The organism is Polyangium spumosum (assembly GCF_009649845.1).
Lineage (GTDB): Bacteria > Myxococcota_A > Polyangia > Polyangiales > Polyangiaceae > Polyangium > Polyangium spumosum.
Window position 1 is genome coordinate 40,860 of sequence record NZ_WJIE01000003.1, and the last position, 12,056, is coordinate 52,915.

Here is a 12,056-nt window from a genome sequence, read left to right on the forward strand (position 1 = left end):
GGCCCCGGGCCCACCTCACCTCCCCGTCACCAGCCACCGCAAAGCATCCCCCTCCGCCGTGAAGAACGAATAAAGCGGCAACCCCGTCTCCACCGACAATCGCTGGATCTGCATCCGACCGAGCGCGCTGCTCACGAGGTTCGCCGCCCGGACGAGGCCATTCTCGCGCGCGTGTTTCATCGTCTTCTCGACGAACACGCTCACCTCGGGCTTCTGCGGCGGGAAGTTCGAGATGTTCGCCAGCACGTACCAGGGCTTGCCGAGCAGCGGCCTCGTCTGGCGCTCGAACTCCTCCCAGTAGGCCTTGCCGTCCGAAGCGTCCCAGAAGCCCCACACGTCGACACGGACGACCCGCGTCGTGTTGTCGACCGTCACCAGATATCCCTTCTTCGCCACCTCACGCGGCGGAGGCGGCGCCTCGGTGGGCGCCTGCCTCTTCGACGAGGTGGCCGCCGGCTCCGGCTGCATCGGGACGAGGCTCTCGCGCACGAGGTCCCGGAGCGAGAGGATCGCCGTCGTGGCCCGCGAAAACCGCGCCTCCACGGACCTCGCCGTCATCTCCGCGAACCAGAGGTCGAAGCCGGGCGGAAGGACCACGCCCCTGCGGCGCTTCGCCCGCGTCTCCGGCGCCTCGCGCGGGCCGTCGCTGATGTCCACCGCGAGCATGATCGGCGAGCCCGCGCGCTCGAGCTCCTCCGCCCAGTAAGGCTCGCCGACGAGCAATTCATACGCGAGCTGGCCGAGCGCATAAATGTCGGCCGCAGGGCCGACGGCGCGCGAGGCCTCGACCTGCTCGGGCGCCATGTAGAGCGGCGTGCCGAGGATGCCGCGGGTGTTGATGCCGGCGACCGCAGGATCGACGGTCTTCACGACCCCAAAATCGAGGAGCTTGACGCAAGGCGTGCCGTCGTCGCGGGACGTGACGAAGAGGTTCTCGGGCTTGAGGTCGCGGTGGACGACGCCCGCCGCGTGGAGCTTGTCGAGGGCGAGCGCCGTCTGCGCGAGATAGTGGAGCGCGTCCCCGACAGGGATTCGCTCGCCCCGATCGAGCAGGGCGCCGAGGTCGCTGCCCCGGAGGAGCTCCATCACGAGGAAAGGCAGGTCCGTGGTCTTGTCGACGCCGACGTCGAGGATACGGACGATGTGATCACTCTCGATCGCGCCCGTCGCCCGCGCCTCGAGCTCGAAGCGCTTGCGGCCCTCCTCGCTGGTCACGAGATTCGGGAGCATGACCTTGAGCGCGCGGCGGCTCGAGGTCTTCTCGTCCAGGACCTCGTACACCGTGCCCATCCCGCCGGACTTGATCGGCTGGATCACACGATAACGGCCGTGGAAAAACGTGCCTGGGTCGAGGAGCGCGGGGCGTCGCAGGAGCATGGCGGGCAGGTGACGCTACCAACGCACCCGCGCCGCGACAAGCGATCCGCCGCGCCGAGGCTCACGCGCCTTCGGACGAGCCCGAACCCGGGAGGCGCTTCGGCGCGTCCCCCTCGCCGAGCACGTCGCCGAACGACGAGGCCGCCGGGCCGGCGAGGCGGCCGAGGCGATCGGCATAATGGAGCAGGAGGGTGCGGTTGTCCGAGACGGCGAGGTTCTGGATCTCGAGGGCGCCGATTCGATCTTCGGGGGTGAAGGCGGCCTCGGTCTTCTCCATGGAGAGCTTCTCCGGGGCATACGCGCTCTTCTCGGCGCGGGTCTCGAGGATCGTGTAATCGTCGCCGCGGCGGAGCGAGAGGCGCACGATACCGCTGATGGGCGTGGCGACCCAGCGGGCGAGCGACTCCTTGAGCATCATCGCCTCGGGGTCGTACCACTTGCCCTCGTAGAGCAGGCGGCCGAGGCGGCGGCCGAGGGTCACGTAGAGGTCGGTCGTCTCCTCGTTGTGCGTGGCCGAGAGGAGGCGCTCGTAGGCAATGTGGAGCAATGCCATGCCAGGGGCCTCGTAAATGCCGCGGCTCTTGGCGCCGATGACGCGATTTTCGATCTGATCACTCATGCCGAGCCCGTGCCGCCCGCCGATCTCGTTCGCCGCGACGATGAGGGCGAAGAGCGAGGAGAAACGCGCGCCGTTCAAGGCGACGGGCACGCCCTCGGCATACTCGACCGTGACGTCCTCCTCGGCGATGGCGACGTCCGAGCGCCAGAAGGCCGCGCCCATGATGGGGTTGACGATCGTGATGCCCTTGTCGAGGAACTCGAGGTCCTTCGCCTCGTGCGTGGCGCCGAGGACGTTGGCGTCGGTGCTGTACGCCTTCTCGGTGCCCATGTGGTAGGGCATTCCGATCGACTGGAGGTACTCGGCCATCTCGGTGCGGCCGCCGAAGGCGTCGACGAACTTCTGGTCGAGCCAGGGTTTGTAGATTTTCAGCTCGGGATCGACGAGGACACCATACCGGTAAAACCGCTGGATGTCGTTGCCCTTGTGGGTGCTGCCGTCGCCGAAGACGTGCACGCCCTCCTCGCGCATGGCGCGGACGATCGCCGTGGTGGTGACGGCGCGGCCGAGGGGCGTGGTATTGAAGTATTTGCGGCCGGCCGTGGAGAGGTGGAACGCGCCGCACTGGATCGCGATGATGCCCTCGCGCGCCATGGCCTCGCGGCAATCGACGAGCCGGGCATGCACGGCGCCGTGCGTGAGCGCGATCGGCGGGATGTCCGCCGGGTTCTTCTCGTCCGGCTGGCCGAGATCGGCGGTATAACAATGGACGCGGAGGCCCTGGCGCGAGAGCCAGGCCACGGCCGTGCGCGTGTCGAGGCCCCCGGAGAACGCAATGCCGAGCGCGGTGCCCGACGGAGGAAGGGTGCGGTAGATGCGGCTCATCTCGCCGCGTGCGATAGCAGGCAGCGCCGCGCCGCGAAAGAGCTTTTTGTGTCAGCCCTCGTCGCCGACGAGCCCCTCGCGCCGCCCCATCTCGTAGAGCTTTTCCTTGAGGTGCTGGAAGCGCTTGCGCAGGCGCGCGGCGGCGCGTTTTTTCTCGTCCGCCCGGAGCGGCGGCGCGTCCTCGCCGTGGAGCACGACCGCGAGGTCGTCCCAGGAGAGCTGCCGATCGACGCGGAGCATGAGGAGCTCCTGCTCCTCGGGCGAGAGGCGCGCCCGGAGCTCGGCGAAACGATCCCGCCGCTCGGTGCGCAGATACGAGCGAGTGACCGTGCGGACCTCAGCCTCGATCGCCGAAAGCGAGGAGCCCTCCGGCAAGGGCACGACCCGCGCAGCCCGGCGCTTCTCCGCGCGACGAAAATCGAGGGAGGAGGTGCGCGCGACGGCATACGCCCAGGTCCGGAAGGAGGCGTCCCAGCGAAAGCTCGGGAGGCTCTTCCAGAGCTTCTCGGCAAAAAGGGAAAACACCTCGGAGGCGTCGGTCTCGTTGCGATGGAGCGCCGCGACGAACTCGAAGATCTCAGGGCCGTAAGCGCGCAGCGCGACGGAGGTGGCGGCGCCGACGTCCCCAGCCTCGGCGAGGCGGCGGATGTCTGCGTCGATCGTGCGCCGGGTGTCCGCGTTCATGCGAGGTGCTACGAGAGTGGTGGCAACACAAGTTCATCCGCACGTCAAGCGAATTCTACTTGCCGTGTGCGACGCCTGCGTCCCGGGCGCTCTCCGCGAGCGGCTCGTACTCGGGGGCCGAGAGCGCGTGAAAGCCTTCGGGCCAGGGAGCTTCGACGCGGCACATCAAGACCAGCCAGGACGGCGTAGGGGCCGGGTTTACGTGTTCCACGGTCAACTCGATGGCGCTCGTCCGCCGCCACAGTTCTTGTAAATCAGAGCAATAATACCGGGGTACCCAGCCCAGGAGATGATTGTCCGACGTACGAATCATCATGGCGGCAGGGTCGGCCGGGTTCTGGAGATCGCTCAAGAGAAACAGCTTCTCGTGGAGCGGTGCGCTCATGGCCCGCGCTCTGGCCTCCTCCCGCACGTACTTCATACCATGTACGAAGAAGCTGAGCGAATAACGACGCTCTCCGCTCGGTGAGACGACTTCGGTCGGTTGTGGGAAGAGGTAATAGGAATCCGTGACTTTATGCCCCTCGCTCCTCGCCAGGATCAGGAGCGGATCAGGCGACGGATCCGTCAATCCGAGGCGCTCGATGTACACGGGGTAATCACCGCGACTCCGAGACATGATGCGGTTCTTGAAGATCGGAAACAGATCTGCAGAGACGTAGCGTTTCGAGGTGTCGGGGAAGCCGATGATCGGCGACATCGAAGCTGCCCCGCGAGCGACCTCGAAGCCCCGAACGTACACGAACTCGTACCGGCTATCCGCCAGCCTCCGCAGGCGCCCCACGGGATACCATCGGCGCGAGACGGCGTCTTGCCATGCGACGTAAAGAACGGGGATCGGGTCAGACATGTGCTTCCGGCGCGAGTGCGAGCAGGTAGTGACGGTTGAGCTCGAGGATCCGGCGTGCAAAACGACGGTGCAACGGGGAGCAGCGCTCCTCGGGTATGCAGTCCAAGATCCCCGAGACGCTCGCGTCGTCGACAGCGCGGAGGTTCGACAACCAGTGTCGGGCGGCGGCGGGGCGCCTCGTCAGGGTGAGTTCGAATGCCCTCCGCGTGCTCATGGGATGGCTCGCGTCGGACGTTTCATACAAGGCAGAGCGACACCTGGATGCGTACACGTCGACCGTGAACCGCCGATCGTTGCCGCGGAGCCGCTCTTCCATCTTTCTTTCGGGCTCATTTCGACCGAGAGAGCTCCCATGGTCGTACGTGGGCGAAAGCAGGCGGACGTCAGCGCGTTTCACGACGCCCCAGTTCTCGTGGTGCCGATCGGAGTTTCCGATCAATGCGTCGAGCAGGAGGTATCCAACGAATACATCGCGGCCGTCGAGCTCACTCGGCAGAGGCAGCGCGGCCGCTGGCCACGCCCCCACGCGAAGCTCCTCGAGAGCGTTGAACACGGCATCCAGCGTATGATGGTGAACATGGTATCCCTCGCCCGATGGATAACTCGGGTCGAGGCTGAGCAAGACCTGGTTGCCGTGAATGAGCTCGTCTTCCTTGCTCAGGAACGAAGGGGAGACGATTCCCCGGCGACCCTCGCACACGGCGAGGTCGACTTCGGCGCACGGCAGCCCGAGAAGGCGGGCAAATTCCGACCCAACTTTCTCCGCCCAGTCCTCGTTCTCGCGGCCCTCCTTGAAGAGGCTCCAGTGGTCCTTCGCACTCTCGAACCAGAACTTCGCCTTCGAACCGAGCTGTTCGTCGCGCCGTTTCTCACGCGGAACGTCGATACACTGAACGGGAAACGGAGGAGGGCTCGTCATGCGCCGTGGAGTCCGTGGCTACCCCTGCCGCAGATGGGCATGGACTCCACGACGATACCCGGCGATCCTCGGTTCGCAAGCGCGACGATGCCCGGCTCGGTCATGAAATGACCGGTATATGAACGCGCCGACGAGGCGCGCGGCCGGATGGTACACTCGGCGCGGTCCATGAAAGGCGAGCCCTTGTCCGGACGCACGGGCGACGTGCGACGGGACGTCGAAGAGAGCGACGAGGACACGTCGATCTCGTCGTCGTCATCGCCTTCCGGGGAGGACGGCGAGGGCTCGATCACGCCCGATCCGTTCCTGGAGAAGATCGCGCGGATCCCTCCGCGGGCCACGAAGTGCGCGCCGGCGACGTTGCCGCGCCCAGGCGAGCGGGTCGGGCGCTTCGTGGTGCGCGAGGAGATCGGGCGCGGCGGGATGGGCGTGGTGTTCGCCGCGACGGATCCGACGCTCGGGCGCGAGGTCGCGCTGAAGGTGCTGCTGTCGGAGGACGAGGAGCGCAAGCGGCGGCTCCTGCGCGAGGCGCGGGCCGCGGCGGCGCTCGAGCACGCAGGCGTGGTGGCGATCTACGACGTCGGCGAGGACCAAGGGCGAGCGTTCATCGCGATGGAGCGGCTCTGCGGATCGACGCTGCGCGAGCGGCTCGACGCGAGGCCAAAGGACGCGCGGGCGCTGCCGCCGGGCGAGGCGCGGCGCATCGCGAAGGACCTCGCCCGCGCGCTGGCGAAGGCGCACGCACGAGGCCTCGTGCACCGCGACCTGAAGCCCGAGAACGTGATGATCGAGGGCGACGGGCGGGTGATCCTGCTCGATTTCGGGCTGGCGAAGGCGACACACGCGGAGCTCGATCCGGTGCCGGTGGCGACGGCGGAAGGCGCGATCCTCGGGACGCCGAGCTATATGTCGCCCGAGCAAGCGCGGGGTCGCCCGGTGGACGCGCGGAGCGACGTGTTCTCGTTCGGGGTGATGCTCTACGAGATGCTGACGGGGAAGCGGCCCTTCGCCGGGAGAAACGCCGCCGCGGTGCTGGCGTCGATCGAAGCGTCGGAGCCGACCGCGCCGGCGTCGATACACGCGGGCGTCGATCCGGACCTCGATCGTGTCGCGCGGAGGTGTCTGCAGAAGGAGCCGCACGATCGTTACGAGAACGCCGGGGCGATCGCGGAGGAGCTCGATCACGAGGCCCCGAGAGCGCCGGGCGCGCCACGCTTGCTCGGGCCGGCGGCGCTCGTGGTGCTGCTCTTCGTGGTCGGCGCGATCCTCGGGGCGTCGAAGCTGCGCAGCGCAGAGCAAACGAAGGCGACGGAGGCGACGAGCGCGAAGGTCGCGGCGACACGCGCGGACGCGAAGGTCGTGGCGACGGATCTGCCGAGCTCGGGCTCGTCGAACGAGGAGGCGCGCGCGGCGTACCACGCGGGGCTCGAGGCGTTCCGGGCAGGCGGGTCGTGGGGGCCGGAGTTCCAGCGGGCGATCACGCTCGATCCGGGGCTGGCCTCGGCCCACGTGCAGTTCGCGGCGATCGGGATGGCGCAACATCAGGGCGGCATCCGCGAGAGTTATCGGCAAGCGCGGGCGCGGAGCGACGCGCTGTCGCCGCGGGATCGCGCGTTGCTCGACGCGATCGAGCCCGTGGTGCAGCGCGAGCCCGCGGACTGGGCCGAGGCGGGCAAGAGGCTGGAGGCCATGCTCGAGGACCACCCGGGCGACGCGCAGCTCTGGTTCTTCCTGGCGCTCGCCCGCGGCAACTTCGACGATTTCCAGGCGGCCATCGGGCACCTGTCACGCGCGATCGAGCTCGACCCGCAGTTCGCGCGGGCGCTCTCGTCGCTGGCGGTGTTCGAGGCGTACCGGGGCAAGTTCGACGAGGCGCAAAAGGCGATCGAGCGTTGCCTCGTGGTGGCGCCGGACGCGATGGCGTGCCTGTCGTACCGCGCGCGGCTGGAGGGCTACGCGGGGCGATGCGCGGCGATGGAGTCGACGGCGCGGCAGATGATCGCCCGCGGCGCGCAGCCGCACCTGTCGTACCCGCTGCTCGCCGACGCGCTGGCGTCGAGGGGCGAGCCGAGCGCGACGGTGGAGGAGGCGCTCCGGCACGCGGGCAAGCAGGTCGGCGAGCTCGCGCCAAACGTGGCGGAGGTCGTGCGCAGCCGCGTGCTCGTCACAGGCGCGATGCGCAAGGCAGCCCTCCACGGCGATTTCGAGGAGGCGCTCGCGCACGCGCGGGCCCTCGAGCGGAAGGCGGAGGGCAGCGCGCGGCGCAACGATCACGGGATCGCGGCGCGCGCGGTCGCGGAGCTCTTGATCGAGTCGGGGCGACACGCGGAGGCCGGGGCGGTCGCGCTCGATTATCTGGATCGTCAGGGCGCGTGGGAGCCGGATCCGAGCGCGGAGGACTCGGCGCTGTCGAACGACGCGACGCCCGCGCTCCTGGTGACGGCGCGCAAGGCCGGGGTGATCACGCGCGAGGGGCTCGCGTCGCGGCGGCGCGCGTGGCTCGCGGAGTGGTCGTCCCGGGTGACGCCGGCCGCGCGGAGTTATCTGTGGCTGCACGGCTGGGCGGCGACGACGATCACGGCGGAGGACGCGCAAGGCGCGCTCGCGGCGCTCGCGGAGCACGCGCCGCTGCCGCCGTACGTGCCGGGCACGCTGGTGGGCGCGTCGGCGGGCGTGACGTTCCTGCTCGGCGGGCAGCTCGAAGAGGCGAAGCGCTGGCTCGAGCAGGCAGCCGGGAGCTGCTCTGCGCTGAGCTTCCCGATGGCGCACACGCGGGCCCATCTGTGGCTCGGTCAAGCGCGGGAAGCGTCGGGGGACACGAAGGGCGCGTGTGCGTCCTACAAGACCGTGCTCGATCGATGGGGGCGCGCGCGGCCCCGGAGCGTGACGGCGGACGAGGCGCGCGAGCGGTCGACGCGGCTCGGCTGTACACGCTGAAGAATTTCCGTCACACGGGCGCGGCCCCTGCGTCGATCTCCTCGAACGGACCGACGGAGGGCCTTCGTGATGCGCACTTCGCAGATGTGGTTTGCCGCCGTATCGATCGTGGTCGCTGCTTCGCTCACCGCCGCCTGCGACGCCCCCGCGGGCGCAGGTGATTCGAAAGGATTCGCGCGGGAGAGCGTCGAGTCGACGTTCGTCTTCGAAGGCCAGCGTGGTTCCATGAGCCAGACCTGGCGATCGATCGGCCCGGATGGGACGGAGAGGCTGCACGGCGAGACGCGGATCATGCTCGCGAGCAGGGCCGAGCGGCAGGTGATCGAGGACGTGACGCTCGACGCGCGCGGGCGGATCGTGCGCGCCGAGATCACGACGACGAGCAGCGCGGCGAACGAGCCGACCGTGTCGCTGCGGCTGGCGCCGTCGGAGGGGCTCGCGCGGATCACGAGCGGCACCTCGGAGGCGAGCTTCCGCGTGCCGACGGACGCGCCGTGGGTCTACACGGGCCTGGCGGCCGAGATCCCCGCGACGCCGATCGCGGCCTGGGTCGCGAAGCGCGGGGCCGAGACGGCGCCGTGGCTGCGGGTGATCTCGGCGAGCCAGGCGCGGAGCTTCCTCACGCCGCTGGATCAGGTCGTCGTGCGTACGGAGTCGGGCGCGACGGTGGTGCTGGGGCGAGACGCGGCGGACACGGACGAGGTGTTCGTGCGGCATCTGCGGTTCAGGAGCGGCGAGTCGCTCACGCGGGCGAGCGGGCCTGCGCTCGTGCTCTAGCGAGCGCTCGAGGCGGCCGGCAGGAGCACGCGGAAGAGGGCGCCACCTTCGGGCGCGTCCGCGATCTCGACGCGGCCGCCGAGGTCCCGCACGACGTCGGCGACGATGGGCAGCCCGAGCCCCGTGCCTCCGATCTCGACCTTCGTCGAATAAAAGAGCTCGAAGACCTGCGACCGCTTGTCCTCGGGGATCCCCGGCCCCGCGTCGGCGACCTCGAGCCGCAGGCGTGGCTCACGCTCGGGGTCCGCGTCGTCGAGCGCGAGCGAGATCCGGAGCGTGCCGCCCCCCGGCTGCGCCTGGATCGCGTTGATGCAGAGGTTCATCACGACCTGGAGCAGCCGATCCCGAACGGCGACGATCGGCGGCAGGCGCTCGGCGACACGGAGGCGCAGATCGATCCGACGCACGCGCAGGTCGGGCGCGAGGAAGGCGGTCACGTCACGCACGACGTCCGCGAGCTCGACGGGGACGACGTGATCGGTGGGCGGGCGGCTCACGTCGAGCATGCGCTGGACGATGCGGCGGATGCGCTCGCACTGGGCGGCGATGGTTTCGAACTGCGCGCGCACGGGGCCAGGCAGGTCCTCGTCCGCGGCCGAGAGGCGCGACCAGCCGAGGATGGTGTTGAGCGGCGAGCCGATCTCGTGCGCGAAGGAGCCGGCCACCTGCCCCACGACCGCGAGGGCCTGCGCGTGCCGCATCCGCGCGGCGAGCTCGGTCCGCTCCGCCTCGGCCGCGAGCAGCTTCTCGCGTGTCTCGGCGAGCGAGCGGGTCATGTCGTTGATGGCGCGGGCGACGCGGTCGAGCTCGAGCCGCGGCGAGGCCTCGACGCGCACGTCGAGGTCACCCGCAGCCACCCGATCGACGGCGTGCACGAGGTTGCCCCACTCGCGCCCGAGCACGCGCGAGATCCAGATCGCGATGAGCGACACGCAGAGCGCCGCCGCGCCACCCGTGAGCGCGAGCCGGATCAGGGCGAGGTCGATCATGCGATCGATCGGGCCGAGTTCGCGGGTCATGACCACCGCGCCGAGGCCAGGCGCGTCACGGACGGGCTCGACGTGGACGAGGACCTCCTCGTCGCCGACGCGGACGGTTCCATGGCTCGACGCCCCGAGGGAGACGGCGCGCGCGGCCATGACGTCGAGGGCGGAGGGCGCGTTCACGAGCGCCGACGAGCGAGCAAACGGCGCGCCTCGTTCGTCGTAGAAGGCCACGCCGTGTACGGTCTCCTCGTCGGCGACGCGCTCGACGAGCGCCGCGGCCTCCTCCGTTTGCCCCTTCGCCGCGATGGGCAGGGCGGCCGTTCGGAGCGTGGCGATGTTGTCGGCGAGCGCGCGCTCGCTGCTCTCGACGAGGGACGTACGGATCGTCCGGAGGGAGACGACCCCCGTGAGCACGAAGCCGAGGACGACGGGGGTGGCGAAGATGGCGAGGAGCTTGCGGGTGAGCCGCTTGCGCGCGAGGTTCATGGACGAGCTCGTTATGGCACGGGGGCGGCCTGCCCGAGCGACGGAGCCGCGACAGTCGCGAGAAGGCGCGAGGACGGGATGGAGAGCGCGAAACGAACGCCGATGAACCTGCTCGTGGTGGAGGACGATACGCCCCTCGCGGAGCTCTTCGTGGGCATCGCCGAGAAACGAGGCCTCGGCGCGTCGAGGGCCGCGACGATCGCCGAGGGCCGCGCGCGGATCGAGGCGGGTGACGTGGAGATCCTCCTCACGGACATGCGCCTGCCGGATGGAAGCGGCATCGAGCTCATCGAGTGGACCCGCAAGGCCGATCCGCGCATCGTGATCGTCGCGATCACGGCGTTCGGGTCGATCGAGATCGCGGTCCGCGCGGTGCGGCAAGGCGCCTACGATTTCCTGACGAAGCCCGTCGAGCCGGCCGTGCTCGGCGTCGCGCTCGACCGGGCGATGGAGGCGAGGCGGCTGCGGGGCGAGGTCGAGGCGCTGCGCGGGGCGCTCGCGACGGAGAGCGCGCTGAAGGGCATCATCGGCAAGAGCCGCGCGCTGGCGGACATCACGAGCGTGGTGCGGCGCGTGGCCGACTCGCCGGCGACGGTGCTCGTGACGGGGCCGAGCGGCAGCGGAAAGGAGCTCGTCGCCCGCGCGCTGCACGAGGCGAGCCGGCGCAAGGAGGGGCCGTTCGTCGCGGTGAACGCGGCGGCGATCCCGGAGACGCTGCTGGAGAGCGAGCTCTTCGGTTACAAGAAGGGCGCGTTCACGGACGCGCGGCAGGACAAGAAGGGCCTGTTCGTCGAGGCCGACGGGGGCACGCTTTTCCTCGACGAGATCGGCGATCTGCCGCTCGTGCTCCAGGCGAAGATCCTGCGCGTGCTCGAGGAGCGCGAGGTGCGTCCCCTCGGCGCGACGCGCAACGTGCCCATCGACGCGCGCGTGGTGGCCGCGACGAACCACGACCTGCGCAGGGCCGTGAAGGAGGGCCGGTTCCGCGAGGATCTGTTCTACCGGCTCGCCGTGATCGAGATCGCGATCCCGCCGCTGCGCGACCGGCCGGAGGACATCCTGCCCTTGGCCGAGCACTTCCTGCAGCGGGCGAAGGCGCGGGCGGGGCTCCCGATCCAGGGCTTCTCGGGGGCCGCGGCGCGCGTGCTGATGGCCTACGAATGGCCCGGCAACGTGCGCGAGCTGGAGAACGCGGTCGAGCGCGCGGTGGCCCTGGCGCAGGCCGAGTGGATCAGCCCGGACGACCTGCCGCCGACGGTGCAGAAGCCGAGCACGCCCGACCTCTTCGCGAGCGCCGCCGAGCGCATGATGACGCTCGAAGAGGTGGACCGCGCCTACGTGAAGCACGTGCTCGAGCGCTTCGGCGGCAACAAGGTGCGCGCCGCGGCCGCGCTCGGGATCAACCGCCGCACGATCCAGCGATGGCTGGGCGAAGACGAGTGATCGAAGAGACGGGATCTTCGGGTCACGATCCACGAAACATGAAATCCGTTTCGTGATTCGGGAGTGCGGCACAAAGTCGCACCTGGGATCCGGCGTCGCACCGCGTCGGGGACGAAGCGCCGCAGAACCAGCGGGTGCGAGGCCGGTCCGCGC

At 69.7% G+C, this 12,056-nt stretch carries 9 protein-coding genes; 3 read left to right on the forward strand and 6 right to left on the reverse strand.

The genetic code is table 11. From position 1 onward, the window contains the following. Window positions 1-15: 15 nt before the first annotated feature. From GF068_RS10275 to GF068_RS10295, 5 genes are all read right to left on the reverse strand, one after another. Window positions 16-1,377, reverse strand: coding sequence for a serine/threonine-protein kinase (locus GF068_RS10275; protein WP_153819200.1), 1,362 nt, complete (start codon window positions 1,375-1,377; stop codon window positions 16-18). Window positions 1,378-1,438: 61 nt separating this feature from the next. After that, window positions 1,439-2,821: an argininosuccinate synthase gene (gene argG, locus GF068_RS10280; protein WP_153819201.1), complete on the reverse strand. Its 1,383-nt coding sequence runs from the start codon at window positions 2,819-2,821 to the stop codon at window positions 1,439-1,441. A gap of 51 nt (window positions 2,822-2,872) precedes the next feature. Next, window positions 2,873-3,505, reverse strand: coding sequence for an RNA polymerase sigma factor (locus GF068_RS10285; protein ID WP_153819202.1), 633 nt, complete (start codon window positions 3,503-3,505; stop codon window positions 2,873-2,875). A gap of 55 nt (window positions 3,506-3,560) precedes the next feature. Then, window positions 3,561-4,205 (reverse strand): HIRAN domain-containing protein, encoded by a 645-nt coding sequence (locus tag GF068_RS10290; protein WP_170319402.1) that lies wholly within the window; start codon window positions 4,203-4,205, stop codon window positions 3,561-3,563. A 142-nt stretch (window positions 4,206-4,347) separates the two neighbouring features. Then, window positions 4,348-5,274 carry a HipA domain-containing protein gene (locus tag GF068_RS10295; protein ID WP_153819204.1) on the reverse strand — a complete coding sequence of 309 codons (927 nt, stop codon included), beginning with the start codon at window positions 5,272-5,274 and terminating at the stop codon, window positions 4,348-4,350. Between the two features lie 204 nt (window positions 5,275-5,478). Between GF068_RS10295 and GF068_RS10300 the strand changes: the two genes are divergently transcribed. Further along, complete coding sequence (locus GF068_RS10300) at window positions 5,479-8,211, forward strand: protein kinase domain-containing protein (RefSeq protein ID WP_170319403.1); 2,733 nt, start codon at window positions 5,479-5,481, stop codon at window positions 8,209-8,211. A 66-nt stretch (window positions 8,212-8,277) separates the two neighbouring features. Next, complete coding sequence (locus GF068_RS10305) at window positions 8,278-8,988, forward strand: hypothetical protein (RefSeq protein ID WP_153819206.1); 711 nt, start codon at window positions 8,278-8,280, stop codon at window positions 8,986-8,988. Here the strand turns inward: GF068_RS10305 and GF068_RS10310 are convergent. After that, window positions 8,985-10,460 (reverse strand): sensor histidine kinase, encoded by a 1,476-nt coding sequence (locus tag GF068_RS10310; RefSeq protein ID WP_153819207.1) that lies wholly within the window; start codon window positions 10,458-10,460, stop codon window positions 8,985-8,987. The two genes, GF068_RS10305 and GF068_RS10310, sit on opposite strands and share 4 nt — an antisense overlap. A 78-nt stretch (window positions 10,461-10,538) precedes the next feature. Here GF068_RS10310 and GF068_RS10315 point away from each other — a divergent pair, with 78 nt between their 5' ends. Beyond that, on the forward strand, window positions 10,539-11,903 hold the full coding sequence (locus GF068_RS10315) for a sigma-54-dependent transcriptional regulator (RefSeq protein WP_240806825.1): 1,365 nt from the start codon (window positions 10,539-10,541) through the stop codon (window positions 11,901-11,903). Window positions 11,904-12,056: the final 153 nt, after the last annotated feature.

Excerpts from the sequence above, each read along its gene's own strand:
- GF068_RS10275 (WP_153819200.1), bottom strand. The coding sequence starts at position 1,377 with ATGCTCCTGCGACGCCCCGCGCTCCTCGACCCAGGCACGTTTTTCCAC.
- argG (WP_153819201.1), bottom strand. The coding sequence starts at position 2,821 with ATGAGCCGCATCTACCGCACCCTTCCTCCGTCGGGCACCGCGCTCGGC.
- GF068_RS10285 (WP_153819202.1), bottom strand. The coding sequence starts at position 3,505 with ATGAACGCGGACACCCGGCGCACGATCGACGCAGACATCCGCCGCCTC.
- GF068_RS10290 (WP_170319402.1), bottom strand. The coding sequence starts at position 4,205 with ATGTCGCCGATCATCGGCTTCCCCGACACCTCGAAACGCTACGTCTCT.
- GF068_RS10295 (WP_153819204.1), bottom strand. The coding sequence starts at position 5,274 with ATGACGAGCCCTCCTCCGTTTCCCGTTCAGTGTATCGACGTTCCGCGT.
- GF068_RS10310 (WP_153819207.1), bottom strand. The coding sequence starts at position 10,460 with ATGAACCTCGCGCGCAAGCGGCTCACCCGCAAGCTCCTCGCCATCTTC.
- GF068_RS10315 (WP_240806825.1), top strand. The coding sequence starts at position 10,539 with ATGGAGAGCGCGAAACGAACGCCGATGAACCTGCTCGTGGTGGAGGAC.